This is a genomic window from Clostridium gallinarum, assembly GCF_014836325.1.
Classification (GTDB): Bacteria; Bacillota; Clostridia; order Clostridiales; family Clostridiaceae; genus Clostridium; species Clostridium gallinarum.
This window is the reverse complement of sequence record NZ_JACSQZ010000040.1, coordinates 1-18,102: the sequence shown is the minus strand read 5'-3', so window position 1 is coordinate 18,102 and position 18,102 is coordinate 1. Positions and strand designations below refer to the sequence as shown.

At 28.7% G+C, this 18,102-nt stretch carries 17 protein-coding genes; all 17 read left to right on the top strand.

Translation table 11 applies throughout. From position 1 onward, the window contains the following. The first annotated feature begins 3 nt into the window (after positions 1-3). The 17 genes from rbfA (at position 4) to H9660_RS10930 (ending at position 17,994) form a co-directional block, all read left to right on the top strand. Entirely contained in the window at positions 4-354 is a 351-nt protein-coding gene (gene rbfA / locus H9660_RS11010; RefSeq protein ID WP_191750428.1) for a 30S ribosome-binding factor RbfA, read from the top strand. Then, entirely contained in the window at positions 354-1,331 is a 978-nt protein-coding gene (locus tag H9660_RS11005) for a DHH family phosphoesterase (protein WP_191750427.1), read from the top strand. Before rbfA ends, H9660_RS11005 begins: the two co-directional genes overlap by 1 nt. Beyond that, on the top strand, positions 1,331-2,209 hold the full coding sequence (truB, locus tag H9660_RS11000) for a tRNA pseudouridine(55) synthase TruB (protein ID WP_191750426.1): 879 nt from the start codon (positions 1,331-1,333) through the stop codon (positions 2,207-2,209). Before H9660_RS11005 ends, truB begins: the two co-directional genes overlap by 1 nt. Positions 2,210-2,220: 11 nt before the next feature. After that, positions 2,221-3,144 carry a bifunctional riboflavin kinase/FAD synthetase gene (locus H9660_RS10995; protein WP_191750425.1) on the top strand — a complete coding sequence of 308 codons (924 nt, stop codon included), beginning with the start codon at positions 2,221-2,223 and terminating at the stop codon, positions 3,142-3,144. 129 nt (positions 3,145-3,273) lie between these two features. After that, entirely contained in the window at positions 3,274-3,537 is a 264-nt protein-coding gene (gene rpsO, locus H9660_RS10990; protein WP_191750424.1) for a 30S ribosomal protein S15, read from the top strand. Between the two features lie 81 nt (positions 3,538-3,618). Further along, positions 3,619-5,727 carry a polyribonucleotide nucleotidyltransferase gene (locus tag H9660_RS10985; RefSeq protein ID WP_191750423.1) on the top strand — a complete coding sequence of 703 codons (2,109 nt, stop codon included), beginning with the start codon at positions 3,619-3,621 and terminating at the stop codon, positions 5,725-5,727. Positions 5,728-5,861: 134 nt separating this feature from the next. Continuing rightward, complete coding sequence (locus H9660_RS10980) at positions 5,862-7,169, top strand: M16 family metallopeptidase (protein ID WP_191750422.1); 1,308 nt, start codon at positions 5,862-5,864, stop codon at positions 7,167-7,169. Positions 7,170-7,235: 66 nt separating this feature from the next. After that, entirely contained in the window at positions 7,236-7,562 is a 327-nt protein-coding gene (locus H9660_RS10975; protein WP_191750421.1) for a YlmC/YmxH family sporulation protein, read from the top strand. A gap of 21 nt (positions 7,563-7,583) precedes the next feature. Further along, a complete protein-coding gene (gene dapG / locus H9660_RS10970; protein ID WP_191750420.1) occupies positions 7,584-8,786 on the top strand; it encodes an aspartate kinase in 1,203 nt (400 codons plus the stop codon). Positions 8,787-8,833: 47 nt separating this feature from the next. Next, the gene (locus H9660_RS10965; protein ID WP_191750419.1) at positions 8,834-9,559 is read left to right on the top strand and encodes a ClpP family protease; all 726 of its coding nucleotides are present in this window, start codon (positions 8,834-8,836) and stop codon (positions 9,557-9,559) included. A gap of 126 nt (positions 9,560-9,685) precedes the next feature. Beyond that, positions 9,686-12,076, top strand: coding sequence for a DNA translocase FtsK 4TM domain-containing protein (locus tag H9660_RS10960; RefSeq protein ID WP_191750418.1), 2,391 nt, complete (start codon positions 9,686-9,688; stop codon positions 12,074-12,076). Positions 12,077-12,160: 84 nt separating this feature from the next. Continuing rightward, positions 12,161-13,498: a 30S ribosomal protein S12 methylthiotransferase RimO gene (gene rimO, locus H9660_RS10955; protein ID WP_191750417.1), complete on the top strand. Its 1,338-nt coding sequence runs from the start codon at positions 12,161-12,163 to the stop codon at positions 13,496-13,498. Next, a complete protein-coding gene (gene pgsA / locus H9660_RS10950; RefSeq protein ID WP_191750439.1) occupies positions 13,482-14,072 on the top strand; it encodes a CDP-diacylglycerol--glycerol-3-phosphate 3-phosphatidyltransferase in 591 nt (196 codons plus the stop codon). The genes rimO and pgsA overlap by 17 nt, the downstream gene beginning before the upstream one ends. A 171-nt stretch (positions 14,073-14,243) precedes the next feature. Beyond that, positions 14,244-15,293 (top strand): recombinase RecA, encoded by a 1,050-nt coding sequence (gene recA, locus H9660_RS10945; RefSeq protein WP_191750416.1) that lies wholly within the window; start codon positions 14,244-14,246, stop codon positions 15,291-15,293. Positions 15,294-15,579: 286 nt separating this feature from the next. Then, positions 15,580-17,121: a ribonuclease Y gene (gene rny, locus H9660_RS10940; protein ID WP_191750415.1), complete on the top strand. Its 1,542-nt coding sequence runs from the start codon at positions 15,580-15,582 to the stop codon at positions 17,119-17,121. A gap of 172 nt (positions 17,122-17,293) precedes the next feature. Next, positions 17,294-17,554, top strand: coding sequence for a stage V sporulation protein S (locus H9660_RS10935; RefSeq protein WP_016206312.1), 261 nt, complete (start codon positions 17,294-17,296; stop codon positions 17,552-17,554). A gap of 179 nt (positions 17,555-17,733) precedes the next feature. Continuing rightward, positions 17,734-17,994, top strand: a complete 261-nt coding sequence (locus H9660_RS10930; RefSeq protein WP_191750414.1) for an HPr family phosphocarrier protein — start codon at positions 17,734-17,736, stop codon at positions 17,992-17,994. Positions 17,995-18,102: the final 108 nt, after the last annotated feature.

Below are 18,102 nucleotides of genomic sequence, written 5' to 3'. Positions count from 1 at the left end.
TAAATGGCTAATTATAGAGGCGGAAGGATAAATGAGGAAGTAAGAAAAGAAATAAGCGTTATAATAAGAGATGAAATTAAAGATCCAAGAATGACTGCTATGGTGTCCATAACATCAGTTAAGGTTAGTAAGGATTTAAAGTATGCAAAAGTTTTTGTAAGTATTTTTGGGAAAAATGAAGAAGAAAAAAATGAAACTTTTGCAGCATTAAAAAGTGCAAGTGGATATGTAAGAAGAGAAGTGGGGCAAAGAATGAATTTAAGAAACACTCCTCAAATAATATTTGAATTAGATGATTCTATAAGTTATAGCATGAGAATTGAAGAGCTTATAGAAAAAGTTAAGGATAAGTAATGAATACTTTGCAAGAGATTAGCAAGGTATTATTAAGTAGTAAAAAAATAGGCATTACCTACCATGTATCACCTGATGGTGATGCAGTGGGTAGTGCACTTGCACTATTAAATGGTTTAAAATTTTTAAATAAAGACGCTTATTTAATTTCAAAAGATATAATTTCAGAAAATCTTCAATTTTTAAAATCTTCAAGTGAAGCTAATGGGAAAGTAATAAAGCCTCTTAGCGAAACAGATGTAGTAGTTGTAGTAGATTGTGGCAATTTTGAGCGTATATCAGCAGAACTAAAAGAGTTCAAAGGAAGTATAATTAATATTGATCATCATATTTCAAATGACAAATATGGTAAGTTTAATTATGTTGATATAAATGCAGCAGCAACTGCAGAAATAGTATTTGAGCTTTTAAATATTATGGGAATTAATTTTGATAAAGTTAATGAAGATTTATATGAAATAGGAACTTGTCTCTACACTTCTTTAGTAACTGACACTGGTGGTTTTAGACACTCTAATGTTACATCTAGAACTCATAAAATTGCATCAAAATTAAAAGAAATTGGAGTTAATAACACTTATATTTATCAAAGTTTATTTGATAATAATAGCTTTGAAAAAATAAGATTAATAGGAAAATCAATTAATAATATGGAGTTATTATTAGATAGGAAAGTATCTCTTATAAAAATACCAAAATCTTATGGTGAAGAACTTAATATAGAGATTGGTGATACTTCAGATATAATATCATTTGGTTTACAAATAAAAGGTGTAGAAGTTTCTGTATTAATAAAAGAAACTGAAAATGGATCAAAAGCAAGCTTGAGATCTAAAAATGAAATTGATGTTAGAAAAATAGCAGAAAAACTAGGTGGCGGTGGTCATGTTAAGGCTGCAGGGATAACAATGAATGGATTAAACTTAGAAGAAGCTAAAGATAAGATTCTAGAACAAATAGAGAAAGAGTTGTTATAATGGATGGAGTAATTAACATTTATAAAAATACTGGTATGACTTCTTTTGATGTTGTAAGAACAATTAAAAAAGTTTCAGGAACAAAGAAGGTTGGACATACTGGTACTTTAGATCCAGAAGCTTCAGGTGTACTTCCAGTATGCATAGGAAAAGGTACAAAGATTATTGATTATATTATGAATTCTAATAAAGTCTATGAAGTTGAATTAAAACTAGGTATCACTACGACAACATATGATTTAGAAGGAGAAATAGTTGAGGAAAGAGACCCATCTTCTTTAAATGAAGAGGAAATTTTAAAGGCTATAAATTCTTTTAAAGGAGAATATAATCAAATTCCTCCTATGTTTTCGGCTTTAAAACAAAATGGAGTAAGGCTATATGAACTTGCTAGACAAGGTATTGAAGTCGAAAGAGAAGGAAGATTAATAAACATATATAATATTGAAGATATTAAAATTAACAATCCTTATTTAAGTATGAAAGTAACCTGTTCAAAAGGAACATATATTAGAAGTCTTTGCTATGATATAGGTAAAAATTTAGGAGTTGGTGCTACTATGACAAAGTTAAAGCGTACAAAAACTTCTAAATTTTCTGAAGAAGAATCTATTAATATAAATGAAATTAATACTGATAATATTAAAAATTATATTATCAGTATGGAAGATGCACTAGATTTTTATGATAAATTAGTAGTTTTAAACAAATATAGTAGACTTTTAATTAATGGTGTTAGAGTTTTTGATAAAAGATTTACAAAAGATAAAATTGAAGTTGAAAAACTATACAGAGTTTATGATGAGAATGGACAGTTTATAGGACTTGGAAGAAGTAATCATCAAGGTTTTAAGATAGAAAAATTGTTAATTAATTAGGAGAGCAAGATATGATAGTAATAGATGATATTATTATGGATAATAAAGAAGGTGCTAATTATGTTGCACTAGGAAGCTTTGATGGGCTTCATTATGGTCACTTATCCCTTGTTAGAAAGACAGTTGAAATTGCTAAAGAAAATAATGGGAAAAGTATGGTTTTCACTTATAAAAATCATCCAAAAACTATAGTTAAACCTGATTGCGTACCTAAGTTAATTATGGATTTAGATACTAAACTTGAATATTTAAAAGAGGAAAATGTTGATATAGTAGTACTTAGAACTTTTACAAAGGAATTTATGGGAATTGAAGCAGAAGACTTTATTAAATTACTTTGTGAAGGATATAATGTAAAAGGAATAGTGGTAGGATTTAACTTTAGATTTGGCCATAAAAATTTAGGCGACATAACCTTACTTAAAAAACTTAAACAAAAGTATGGATATGAATTGTATATAATAGATCCATATACATATGAAAATAAAGCTATAAGTAGCACTAGAATTAGAGAATGTATTTTAGAAGGAAATGTTATTGAAGCTACTAAAATGCTTTCAAAACCATATTTAATAAAAGGAAAAGTTATTCATGGGAAACAGCTTGGTAGAACTATTGGGTTTCCTACTGCAAATTTAGATTTTAATGAAAAAATGATTATACCTTCAAAGGGTGTTTACTATACGAATGTTGAGTATAAAAATAACAAGTATAAAGGTCTTACTTCTGTTGGGAATAATCCAACAGTAAATGGTCAAGAATTAACTATAGAGACATATATATTAAACTTTGATGAAATGATTTATGATGAAGAAATTAAAGTTTATTTTATAGAAAAAATACGTGAAGAGATTAAATTTGATACATTAGAAGAACTTGTTAATCAAATAAAAAAAGATGAAGAATTTATAATAAATAGAGAAATAATAATTTAATTATTATAAATTTGTAATTTACAATAATAATATGATTTGTTATAATATCAAAGAAGAACCTAATTCTAAGATATGAGGGTGCTAGCTTATATCATGGATATAGGGGATAAATTTACGGAGGTGCGAGTAATGGACGCAATAAGAAAGCAAGAAATAATTAAAGAACACGCAAGACATGAAGGAGATACTGGTTCACCAGAAGTGCAAATAGCTTTATTATCAGAAAGAATCAATTCTTTAACTGGTCATTTAAAGATGCACAAGAAAGACCACCACTCAAGAAGAGGTCTTTTAATGATGGTTGGTAGAAGAAGAGGTCTTTTAAACTACTTAGCTGATCAAGATATTGAAAGATACAGAGCTATAGTGAAAAAATTAGGCTTAAGAAGATAGTCTTTAGAGCGGTTTTTAAGCCGCTCTATTATTTTAACAATTTTAAATGATAAGTGAGAAGCCTTGAAGGGAGGTTACAAAATGAACAATGTAATGAAAACAACTATAGCTGGAAGAGAGCTTAAATTAGAATTTGGTAAGATTGGAATGTTATCAAATATTGCAGCTTTTATTAGCTATGGAGATACAGTAATTTTAACGAATGTTAATGCTTCAGAAAAACCAAGAGAGGGGATAGATTTTTTTCCTCTAAGTGTTGAATATGAAGAGAGATTATATTCAGTAGGAAAAATCCCAGGAGGATTTATAAAAAGAGAAGGAAGACCTTCAGAAAATGCTATATTATTTGGAAGAGCGGTAGATAGACCCTTAAGACCTTTATTTCCAAAAGGATATAGAAATGATGTGCAAGTCGTTTGTACAGTAGTATCAGTTGAAAAAGATAATTTACCAGAAATTCTAGCAATTAATGCAGCGTCATTATCATTATGCTTATCTAGCATTCCTTTTACTACGCCTGTTGCAGCTGTGCAAGTAGGTCTAATCGATGGAAAATTCATTTTAAATCCAACATCAAAAGAAAGAGAAGAAAGTATTCTTCAATTAACTGTTTGTGCAACTAGCGAAAGAGTTATGATGATTGAAGCAGGTGGTAATGAAATACCAGAGCAAGTAATGCTTGATGCAATTAAATTTGGGTTTGATAGCTGTCAAGAGATAGTTAAATTCCAAGAAGAAGCAATGAAGAAATTTGGAAAAGAAAAAATGGTTCCTGAGTTGTATAAACCAAGCGAGGAATTAGAAGGTGAAATCAGAGAATTTGCTAGCGAAATGATTAAGGATGCTATGTGGATAACTGATAAAGATGAAAGAAATGCTGCTATGGACGAAGTTAATGAAAAAGTTTATGCAGAATTTGAAGAAAAATATCCAGATAATATGGGTGATGTAAAAGAAATAATTTATAACTTGCAAAAAGAAGTAGTAAGAGATATGCTTTTAAATCATCATAGAAGACCAGATGAAAGAGCTTTTGATCAGGTTAGACCAATATCATGTGAAGTAGGAATATTACCAAGAACTCATGGAACTGGTTTATTTACAAGAGGATTAACTCAAGTTATGACAGTTGCTACTTTAGGGGCGGTTGGAGATATTCAAATTATAGATGGTATAGGTGAAGCTGAATCAAAAAGATATATGCATCACTATAATTTCCCAGGATACTCGGTTGGTGAAGTTAAACCATTAAGAGGACCAGGAAGAAGAGAAATAGGTCATGGAGCTTTAGCTGAAAGAGCTTTAGAACCATTAATACCTTCAGAAGAGGAATTCCCATATACTATTAGATTAGTTTCAGAAGTGTTAAGTTCTAATGGATCAACTTCTCAAGCATCTGTATGTGGAAGTACTTTAGCATTATTAGATGCAGGTGTTCCTTTAAAAAGACCAGCTGCAGGAATAGCTATGGGACTTATAACTTCAGAAGATCTTTCAAGAGAAGAAGTTTTAACAGATATTCAAGGTATTGAAGATTTCTTTGCTGACATGGACTTTAAAGTTGCAGGTACTGTAGAAGGAATAACTTCTATTCAAGTGGATACAAAAATTAAAGGTTTAAGCTTTAAAGTTATAGAAGATGCTATAATAGGAGCAAGAAAAGCAAGACTTGAAATTTTAGATAAAATTACAGCATGTATTCCAGAAGCAAGAAAAGAAGTTTCAGAATATGCTCCTAAAACATCAATTATTACTGTTGATACTGAAAAAATTAGAGATATAATAGGTGCTGGTGGTAAAGTAATCAATAAGATTATAGAAGAAACTGGCGTTAAAATTGACATAAAGGAAGATGGTACAGTATTCGTATCTTCACCAGATCATAATGGAGTTAAGAAAGCAATTTCTATTATAGAAGGTTTAACTAAAGAAGTTAAGAGTGGTGAAGTTTACTTAGGAAAAGTAACTAAAATAACTACTTTTGGTGCATTTGTAGAAATACTTCCTAATAAAGAAGGATTATGTCATATTTCAAAATTAGATAAGGCAAGAGTTAATAAAGTAGAAGATGTTGTTTCAGTAGGAGACGAAATATTAGTTAAGGTAACTGAAATAGATAATCAAGGAAGAATAAATCTTTCAAGAAAAGATGCTTTAATAGATAATTCAGAAGAAGATAAAACTGAATAAAAAATGATAGTAAAGGGCAATTTATTGCCTTTTTTCTTTATTATTTAAAAAGTTATAAAAGATTTAGGAATTATTACATAAGTATAAGATAAAATAGAATAATATTAATATAATAAGACAATAAAGGAGGGCGTATGTATAATTTTTATAAATTAAAAAACGGGTTAAGAGTGGTTACAGAATATATTGAGCATGTAAACTCTATAAGTGTAGGAGTAATGGTTCAAAATGGATCTAGAAATGAGGATTTAAGTCTAAATGGTATTTCTCACTTTATAGAGCATATGTTTTTTAAAGGAACAGAAAAAAGAACATCAAAGGATATAGTACAACAAATAGAAAATGTAGGTGGACAAATTAATGCCTATACAAGTAAAGAAGCTACATGCTATTATATAAAAAATTTAAGCACTCATTTAAATTTATCTATTGAAATATTAGCGGATATGATTATAAATTCTAAGTTTGATGATGAAGAAATAGAAAGAGAACAAGGCGTAGTAATTGAAGAAATAAATATGAGTGAAGATTCTCCAGAAGATGTTTTAGATAATAATCAAGCTAAGGCTATTTTTGGTGATAACTCCTTATCATATCCTATTTTAGGAACAATAGAAAATATAAAATCCTTTAACAGTAAAAAAATAAAAAGCTTTGTAAAATCTCATTATAATCCACTTACTTCTGTAATATCAGTATGCGGTAAATTTGATTCAAAAGAATTAATTAAAATTTTAGAAGAATATTTTGGGGATTGGGAAGTAGATAAAAATTATTTTCCTAAATATGAATCTCCAATACTTTTAATGGAAAGTAAATATACAAACAAGCAAATAGAGCAGCTTCATATAAACTTAGCCTTAAAAGGCCTTCCTTATGCGCATGAAAAAGCATACTCACTAGTACTACTAAATAATATATTTGGTGGAGGAGCATCTTCTAGATTATTTCAAAAGGTAAGAGAAGAACTTGGTTTATGTTATACAATTTACTCATATGGGCAACCATATTTAGGAGTTGGTATAAATAATATTTATACAGGTGTTAGTAAACAATCTGCTGAGAAAGCTTTAGATGTTATAAATAAGGAACTTAAAGCCTTTGCAAAAGAGGGAATATCTAAAGAACTTCTTGAAATAAATAAAGAAAAAATAAAGGCAAATTACATTTTAGGACTTGAAAGTACCTCATCAAGAATGTTTTCTAATGCTAAAAATATGTTATTACAAAATAAAATTAAAACACAAGAAGAAGTTATAAATAAAATTAACAATATAAATAGCGATGACATAAATTATGTATTAGATACATGCTTTAAACCAGGCATAATAAGCTCAGCATATGTAGGTCAAGATATAGATTATGAAAAGTTAAATCACATTATAGAGCCTAATATTAAGGCCTATGACAGTTCTAGCTTAGAAGGAACTTCAAGGGTATAAATTAATAGTAATAAATTTTAATTTTCTATCATAAGATTTACATAAGATGATATGGAGGTGTATCTTATGGTAAAAAGTGATAGAAAAAAAGAAGAATATTATGAAGAGAACGATAAAAAAGAATCAAGATATAGGCTTCTTAGCGATTTAGAAAGATATGAGATATTTAATACAGAAGAAGCAGAGAAATATGATACTCAACAGGCTTTAGATTTTATTATTGATGAAGAGGGGAATTTACAATTTATAGTTGCTGCTGTTGCTGGAAGTAAGTTAGGGTTATTTGGAGGTAGAGAGTACGTTGAAATTCCATGGAACTATATAACGAAAATTGGAACCAATGTGATTGTGGTTTCAGCTGAGAAAGATAAAATAAAAAGAGCAAGAGCATAGAAACTTAGGGAGGGTTATTGCTTGAAAATAATTATACAAAAATTTGGTGGAACTTCGGTTTCCACTGAAGAAAGAAGAAGACAAGTTGTATCTAAAGTTAAAGAAGCTTTAGCAAAAGATTTTTTCCCAGTGTTAGTAGTTTCTGCTATGGGAAGAACAGGAGAAGCTTATGCGACAGATACATTATTGTCTTTAGTAGATGATAATTTTAAAAGAAATAACCTACAGGCTGTAGATATGCTTATGTGTTGTGGAGAAATTATTAGTGCTGTTGTAATTAGCAATATGCTAATAAATGAAGGGGTTGAAGCAATTCCACTTACTGGTGGTCAAGCAGGTATTATAACAAATGACAAATTTTCTGAAGCGGATTTAATTTGTACAAATACTGAAAATATTAAAAGTATTATAGAAGCTGGAATAGTTCCAGTAGTTACTGGGTTTCAAGGAGTTACAGAAAAAGGATATTTAACAACTCTTGGTAGAGGGGGAAGTGATACTTCTGCATGTATATTAGGAGAAGCTTTAAAAGCTAATGAAATAGAAATATACACTGATGTAGATGGTATAATGACAGCCGATCCAAGAATAGTTAAAGAAGCAACTTTAATTAATTCTATAACCTATAATGAAATTTTTCAGCTTGCAGATCAAGGAGCTAAAGTTATACATCCAAGAGCAGTTGATTGTGCTAGAAAAGCTAATATTCCTATATTAATTAAAAATACAATGAGTAATTGTAAAGGAACATTAGTAAGCAGCTTTGGAGATAAATCTAAAGATAAAGTTATTTCTGGTATTACTCATCTTAATAATAGAACTCAAGTTACTATAAAGCTTAGTGATAATAAGAATAATAAAAAATATAGATATTTATTAGATATTTTAGCTAAAAATAATATTAGTTTAGATTTAATAAATATATTTCCTACTGAACAAATATTTACAATTGATTCAAATAAAAAAGAAAAAATTAAAGAAGTTCTAGAAAAAAATAAGTTGATTTATAAAATTATAGATAACTGTAGTACTATAGCTATAGTAGGAATTGGCATGAGGGGAGTTCCAGGAATAATGGCAAAAATAATTAATACGTTAGGTGAGAATTCTATAGAAATTCTTCAAACTGCAGATTCAAACATGACAATATGGTGTTTAATACAAAGTGATCATATAAGTCAGGCTTTAAATTTACTTCATAGAGTCTTTAATTTAGGTGAATAAAATAAATCCTCCTGTACAAAATAAGTAGTGTACAGGAGGATTTTATTATGAATGAAATATATACTAAAATAAATAATGAAAATATAGAAAAGGATAAAAAATTAATAGAGGAAAAGGAAAAAAGAGAAGAGATAATAGAGTTTGGTACAACAAATGGAGAAACTCAAGATGATAGTATACAAATTCTACCAATAATTGGCCAAATAGAAGGACATCAAGTATTACCAGCTCAAAGTAAATCTACTAAATATGAGCATGTAATTCCACAACTTATTTCTATGGAAAGAAATGAAAAGGTTAAAGGAGTTTTAATAATTTTAAATACTGTAGGTGGAGATGTAGAAGCAGGTCTCGCTATAGCAGAAATGATAAATTCTCTATCAAAGCCAACGGTTTCTATAGTTATTGGTGGAGGACATTCTATAGGAGTACCTCTTGCAACTTCATCAAGTTATTCATTTATTACTCCATCAGCTACTATGATAGTGCATCCTATTAGAATGAATGGATTTGTAATAGGAGTTGCGCAAACTTTTAATTACTTTCAAAAAATGCAAGAGAGAATAGATAATTTTATTGTAAGAACATCTAAAATAAAAAAGGAAGAGTTAAAGAAAATGATGTTAAAATCTGATGAACTTTTGAATGATATGGGAACTATTCTAATTGGTAATCAAGCAGTTGAATGTGGTCTTATAGATGAAGAAGGCGGAATTAAAGATGCATTAAGTAAACTAAAAGAATTAATAAATGAAAAAAATAAAAATAATTAAAAATTTTAATATTGTTAAGCAATTTAAGTAATGTAGTTATTTAAATTGCTTTTTTTTTATTAAAGTTTATAATAATATTATGTAAAGAATTAACTTACAATAAATGGGAAATGGCGAGGTGATTCTGTGTCTAATAGTAAAGGAAAAAGAAGTAGTAATAAAAAAGGCACAACTAAGAAAATTGATAAAAAGGAAAATGGAGATATTAAAGGTGTAATTTATATAGCCATAGGGATCCTACTAGCTATTGCTATATATACAACTTGGGCAGGAGCTTTGTCTACTATATCAAGAGAAATTATTTATAAAGTATTAGGAATTAGTTCTTTTGTACTTCCTCTATATTTAATTTACTTTGGATATTTTCTTATAGTTTCTAAAGGTAATTTAAAATTAACTAGAAAATTATTTGGAATAACCGTAATTTTAATATCTATTACATTAGGTTGTTCTTCTGCAAGTATTCATTTATTAGAGTCTAGAGAAGGTTTTGCTAAAACTTGGATAGAAATAGTAAAGTTAGATGGAATTCATGGTGGATTTATAGGACATTTAATAAGTTATCCATTAAGCAAATTAATAGGATTTATAGGATCATATATATTATATTTAACCTTTATTTCTATAGCAATATTAATTACAGCTGACATAACAATTTATGATATTATAGTAATTATTAAAGAAAAATTAAATAAAAGTGACACTGTAATTAAAGAAAAGGAAGTAAAGAAGGATAAGCAAAAGGAAAATGTTCCTATGATAGATGTTATATCAAAAGATGAAGAAAAAGAAAGAGAAGATTTTATAAATGGAATAAATAATAAAATTAAAATTTTAGACTTTATGAAAAATTCTTCATTAGAAGATAGTATTTTAGAAGCTTCATTAGATGAAAGTACAAATTTACAAAATGATAATATGTTCAATATAGAAGTCTTTGATGAAGATATAAAAAATACAAATAAAATTAATGATATTGAAGATAAAGTTAAGAAAAAAGAAAAATTAGATAACTCTGTAAAAGAAGTTATAAGCAAGGAAATTGAAGAAAGTATAGTTGGTGAAAAAAAAGAAGAAAAAATATATGTACATCCTTCTGTAGAACTTTTAAACATAAATAATAAAACAAAACTTAAAAATGAGGATAAAAAAGAACTTATAGAAAATGCTGGTAAACTTGAAGGGATACTTAATGATTTTGGAGTAGATGCAAAAGTTATACAAGTAACAAAAGGACCTTCTGTAACTAGATTTGAAATACAGCCAAGTCCAGGAGTTAAGGTTTCTAAAATAGTTAATTTACAAGATGATATAGCTTTAGGTCTTGCAGCAAGTGGAGTTAGAATGGAAGCTCCTATTCCAGGAAAGGCTGCTATAGGAATTGAAGTTCCAAATAATAAGCAAACAGCTGTATTTTTAAGAGAGGTTTTAGATTCTAAAGAATTTAAAAATAGTAATAAAAAATTAGCTTTTGCATTAGGTAAAGATATAGCTGGTAAATGCGTTGTAGGTGATTTAGCTACTATGCCACATACATTAATTGCAGGGGCAACTGGTTCAGGTAAATCTGTTTGTATAAATACACTTATAGTAAGTTTATTATATAAATATAGTCCAAAGGAAGTTAAACTATTAATGGTAGATCCAAAGGTAGTTGAGCTTAGTGTATATAATGGTATACCACATCTTTTAATACCTGTTGTGACAGATCCTAAGAAGGCGGCAGCAGCATTAAATTGGGCTGTTAATGAAATGAATAAAAGATATAAGCTTTTTGCAGAAGCATCTGTTAGAAATATAGAAAGTTATAATGCTTTATTTGAGAAAGGTATAATAGAAGAAAAATTACCATATACAGTTATAATAGTAGATGAGCTAGCGGATTTAATGATGGCATGTCCTAATGATGTGGAAGATTATATATGTAGATTAGCACAAATGGCAAGAGCGGCTGGTATGCATTTAATAATTGCAACACAAAGACCATCTGTTGATGTAATTACAGGAGTTATAAAGGCTAATATTCCTTCTAGAATTTCATTTGCAGTATCTTCAGGTATAGATTCAAGAACTATATTAGATCAAACTGGAGCAGAAAAATTATTAGGAAGAGGGGATATGCTTTATTGTCCAATAGGTGAAAATAAACCTATAAGAGTTCAAGGAGCATTTATATCAGAAGAAGAAGTAGAAAAGGTTGTTAATTTTATAAAGAATGAAGAAGAGATTATAAATTATGAAGAATCAATAATTGAACATATTGAAAATGAAAGTAAAGAAACTACAAAGACATCAGATGTTAATGATGGAGATGAGTTAATACATGAAGCAATAAAAGTCGTTGTTGAATACAATCAAGCATCAACTTCATTCTTACAAAGGAAGCTTAGAGTTGGATTTAATAGAGCTTCTAGAATAATGGATGAACTTGAAGAAATGGGGATAATATCTGAAAAAGATGGAAGTAAACCGAGACAAGTTTTAGTTAGTAAAGAAGAAATAAATATGGAAGATTAAAAATACTTGTAAATATTATTTTTCTCAATTAAAATAAGATTTAGGAAAAATGAGTATAAATTAATTACATAGGAGGAAGAAACTTTGGAAAAATATAAAGTCGGTATGGTAAGCTTAGGCTGTGATAAAAATAGAGTTGATTCTGAACTTATTTTAGGAACTATAAATAAATTTTATGAAATAACAAATGATCCTAAGGAAGCAGAAATAATTATAGTAAATACATGTGGTTTTATAGAAAGTGCAAAGCAAGAATCTATAGATACGATTTTAGAAATGGCAGAATATAAAAATAAATATAAGTGTAAAATGCTTATAGCAACAGGATGCTTAACTCAAAGATATGGAGAAGAACTATTAGAGCTTATGCCGGAAATAGACATACTTATGGGCGTAAATGATTATATGAAAATTCATAAATTAATATTAGATTTTATTAAAGGTGAAAGAAAAATATTTGCTGCAAACTATAGTGATGATAATATTAATGATGGAATTAGACTTTTAACAACAGATAAACATACTGCTTATGTTAGAATAGCAGAAGGATGCGATAATTATTGTACTTATTGTATAATACCTAAAATAAGAGGAAAATTTAGAAGTAGAACTAAAGAATCAATATTAGATGAAGTAAGGTTACTTTCAGAAAAGGGTGTTAAAGAAATAATATTAATAGCTCAAGACTTAACTTATTATGGAATGGATATTTATAAAGAAAATAGATTACATGAATTAATAAGAGATATTTCTAAAGTTGAAGGTGTTGAATGGATAAGATTGCTTTATTGCTATCCTGAAGAAATAACAGATGAATTAATTGAAGAAATAGCTGTAAATGATAAAGTTGTTAAATATTTAGATTTACCTATACAACACATAAGTAATAATATATTAAAAAAAATGGCAAGAAGAACTAATAAAGAAACTATAATTAATATAGTTAATAAACTTAGAGATAAGGTTCCAGGAATTACTTTAAGAACTTCTCTTATTGTTGGATTTCCAGGAGAAACAGAAGAAGATTTTAAAGAACTATGTGATTTCTTAAAGGATTATAAATTAGATAATGTGGGAGTATTTAGATACTCAAAAGAAGAGGGAACGCCTGCAGCTAATATGGATAATCAAATAGAAGAAAATATAAAAATTGAAAGACAAAACTATCTTATGCTAATTCAAAAAAATGTTGTTCAAGAGTTAAACAAATTGAAAATATCAAAAGTTTATGATACTATTATAGAAGGAAGAAAAGGCAAATATTTCATTGGAAGAAGTTCAGAAATGGCACCTGAAATTGATGGAACCATTTTAGTTGAAACTACTCAAAATATTAATAATGGTGATATAGTGAAAATCAAAATAAAAGAAGCGTTAGAGTATGATTTAGTGGGAGAGGTATATGATGAATTTAGCAAATAAGCTAACTATGTTAAGAATAGTATTAGTTCCAATATTCTTGATTTTTATAGCGGTAAAAGATATTCCATATGGAACTTTTATAGCTACTTTTATATTTATACTTGCTTCATTAACAGATCAATTAGATGGTTATATAGCAAGAAGCAGAAATCAAGTAACTACCTTTGGAAAATTTATGGATCCTCTTGCAGATAAGCTTTTAGTTACAGCTGCATTAATATCATTAGTAGAACTTCAAGTTGTTCCAGCTTGGGCTACAATTATAATAATAGCAAGAGAATTTGCTGTATCAGGACTTAGAACAATAGCTGCGTCAGAGGGCAAGGTTATTGCTGCTAGTATGTGGGGAAAAGTAAAAACAGTAACACAAATTGCAGCTATTATAACATTATTGTTACAAGTAAATATAGGTTCATCTAAATACTTAATTTCATTAGTAGAAAATAGTGAATATTTTAATAAGGCTATAAAGTATGGACCAAGATTTATATTATTATTAGCTGTAATAATGACTATAATTTCAGGATATGATTACTTCAAAAAAAATATAAAGATTATTAATACAAATAGATAGATTATATTTATAAAAAATGGATATAATTTAAAAAAAGAGTTCCTTCTCTTAGAGTTGGAACTTTTACTATAAAAGACAAAGAAATATTGATAAATTAATGTTGACTATAAATAACATATCATTTATAATTTAATTAGAGAACAAACGTTCTGTAAGAGAGGAAGGTGCTATATGGGAAATATAGATATGGATAAACTAAAAGCTATAGAAAATGCAATGGGGCAAATTGAAAAACAATTCGGAAAAGGTTCAGTTATGAAACTTGGAGAAAACAGTTCTTTAAACATAGAAGCTATTTCAACTGGTTGCCTTGATTTAGATATAGCTTTAGGTGTAGGGGGAGTCCCTAGAGGAAGAATAATAGAAATATATGGACCTGAAAGTTCAGGTAAAACAACTGTTGCATTACACATTGCTGCTGAAGCACAGAAAAAAGGTGGAGCTGTTGCATTTATAGATGCAGAACATGCTCTTGATCCAAGTTATGCTAAAAATTTAGGCGTTGATATAGAGAATCTTATAGTTTCTCAACCAGATACAGGAGAGCAAGGACTTGAAATTGCCGAAGCTTTAGTTAGATCTGGAGCTATAGATGTTATAGTAGTTGACTCTGTTGCAGCTCTAGTACCTAGAGCGGAAATAGATGGTGAAATGGGAGATTCTCACGTAGGTCTTCAAGCAAGACTTATGTCGCAAGCATTAAGAAAATTAACAGGTACAATACAAAAGACAGGATGTATTGCAATATTTATTAACCAATTAAGAGAAAAGGTTGGAGTTATGTTCGGTAATCCAGAAACTACAACTGGTGGTAGAGCGTTAAAATTCTATTCAACAATAAGGCTAGATGTTAGAAGAATAGATTCTATAAAACAAGGTGAAAATATAGTAGGAAACAGAACAAGAGTTAAGGTAATGAAAAATAAAGTAGCACCACCGTTTAAACAAGCTGAATTTGATATAATGTATAATGAGGGAATATCAAAGACAGGAAATATAGTAGATGTTGGTGTTAAAGAAGGAATAGTTCAAAAAAGTGGAGCATGGTTCTCTTATGGAGATATAAGATTAGGTCAAGGAAGGGAAAATGCAAAGCAATATTTAAAAGATAATCCTGAAATCTCATTAGAAATAGAAAATAAAATAAGATCTAAGTATGAATTACCTACAATGGAAGAGGTAGTTGTTACTAATAAAAAAGAGAGCGCTAAAGAAGAATAAACTAATAAATAATAGAATATATTTATAGAAATATGCTAATAATATAGTCGATAGTATTATAAAATTATACTATCGACTTTTTGTTATACCAAAACAAAATATATATATATAATTGCTACAAACTGTCTTATTGTATTATATAAGTAACTTGACATAATTTCAATTTTAATATAAAATAATAACAAATACTGGTTTTATCATATTTCATATATCAGTTAGGTTAAATATGATACCTCTACATTTTCATTTAAGCATAATTGTTTATATGAATGGAGGAGGTGTTGTTATGGATAATATTCTTGGTATAGTAATTTATGTTGTAGTGTTAGTCGTATCAGGCTTATTACTTTATAAAGGTATACAAAGTGCTTCTAAAAAGAAAATAGAAGGCTTAGAAAAGGAAGCTGAAACTCTTTTAGAAAATGCTAAGAGAGAAGCGGAGGCTACTAAGAAAGAATCAATTTTAGAAGCAAAGGAAGAAGTTCATAAACTTAGAAATGATTTAGAAAGAGATTCAAGAGAGAGAAGAAATGAAATTCAAAGACTTGAAAGAAGAATAATTCAAAGAGAAGAATCTTTGGATAAAAAAGCAGATCTTTTAGAAAAGAAAGAAGAAGCTTTAAGTAAAAAATTACAAGAAATCGATGAAATGGAAGCTAATGTGCAAGAACTTCACTCTAAAAGAAGAGAAGAACTTGAAAGAGTAGCATCTTTATCTACTGATGAAGCTAGAGAAATTCTTTTAGAAGAAGTCAGAAGAGAAATTACTCATGAAACTGCTATGATGATCAAAGATATTGAATCTAGAGCCAAAGAAGAAGCAGATAAAAAGGCAAGAGAAATTATAACAACTGCCATTCAAAGATGTGCAGCTGATCATGTATCAGAATCAACAGTACATGTTGTTGCCCTTCCTAATGATGAAATGAAGGGTAGAATAATAGGTAGAGAAGGTCGAAATATCAGAACTCTTGAAACGTTAACAGGAGTAGATTTAATTATAGATGATACTCCAGAAGCTGTTATTTTATCAAGCTTTGATCCGGTAAGGAGAGAAATTGCTAAAATAGCATTAGAGAAGTTAATTGTAGATGGTAGAATTCACCCAGCTAGAATAGAAGAGATGGTAGAAAGAGCTACTAAGGATGTTGAAAATGATATTAAAGAAGAAGGAGAACAAGCAACTTTAGAAACTGGAGTTCACGGAGTTCATCCTGAAATCATAAAATTACTTGGTAGACTAAAGTATAGAACTAGTTATGGACAAAATGTATTAAAACATTCCATTGAAGTTTCATACTTAGCTGGTGTTATGGCTGCTGAATTAGGATTAGATGTAAGTCTTGCTAAAAGAGCTGGATTATTACATGATATTGGTAAAGTAGCAACACAAGAAGAAGAAGGCCGTCATGCTGTTATAGGTGGAGACTTAGCTAAAAAATATGGAGAATCACTTGTTGTATCAAATGCAATAGCAGCGCATCATGGAGATGTTGAAATGCTGACGCTAGAAGCTGTATTAGTTCAAGCTGCTGATGCAATATCCGCTGCAAGACCAGGAGCAAGAAGAGAAACTTTAGAAGCTTACATTAAGAGATTAGAAAAACTTGAAGAAATTGCGAATTCTTATGAAGGTGTAGAAAAGTCATATGCAATTCAAGCTGGTAGAGAGATTAGAATTATGGTTAAACCAGATCAATTAGATGACGCTGGATCTGTAGAGTTAGCTAGAAATTTAGCTAAAAATATAGAGGAACAATTAGAATATCCAGGTCAAATAAAAATTAATGTTATAAGAGAAACAAGAGCAGTTGATTATGCTAAATAATATAAAGTACATTTTGCTTAATGCAAAATGTACTTTATTTTTATATAAAAATAAAATATTTTTTATTTTAAAAATAAAAAAGGATTTTAAATATGGATATAGAATATATATATAGCAAGAATAAATTCTTGAATAAAGTGTAAACGATTTTTATCTAGGAGGTAAATACAAAGTGGAAGTATTAAAAGTTTCAACAAAATCTAATCCAAATTCTGTGGCAGGTGCATTAGCTGCCATTATTAAAGAAAAAAATATAGTAGAAATTCAAGCAGTAGGAGCAGGTGCTATAAATCAAGCGGTAAAAGCAATTGCTATAGCAAGAGGCTTCGTTGCCCCTAGCGGAAAAGATATTGTTTGTGTTCCTGCATTCACTGACATTGAAATTGATGGTGAAGAAAGAACAGCAATAAAACTAATCGTTCAACCAAGATAATATTTAGATTATAAAATGAATTTTATTAAGGGGAGATAAAAAAGAGCTACAAATGTAGTTCTTTTTTTAGTATTATTTAAATTAGAATACTATAAGCCTTGAAATTTTTTAAATTTCCATATATAATGAAATAGTTAAATAGGAAACTATTTTAAAATAGAAGTAAAGAGGTGTGTATAATGGTATCTAAAGAAGTTGTAGTAAACAACGGAACTGGTTTACATGCTAGACCAGCGACTTTATTAGTTAAGAAAGCTTCATCTTTTAAATCAGATGTAAGCATAGAATTCAATGGAAAGAAAGCAAACGTTAAAAGCTTAATCGGAGTTCTTTCTTTAGGAGTAACTAAAGGAGCAACTATAACTGTTTTAGCTAGCGGAGATGACGAAGCTTTAGCAGCAGAAGAAATAGCTAACTTAATAGCTAACTTAGAAGACTAATAAAAAAGTGCCTTTTGGCACTTTTTTAATTTATAGACCAGTTATAAAAAGTCAATACTTTTTTAAAAAATTCTTTTATTAAATAAGGGTATACTTAAGAAACCATAT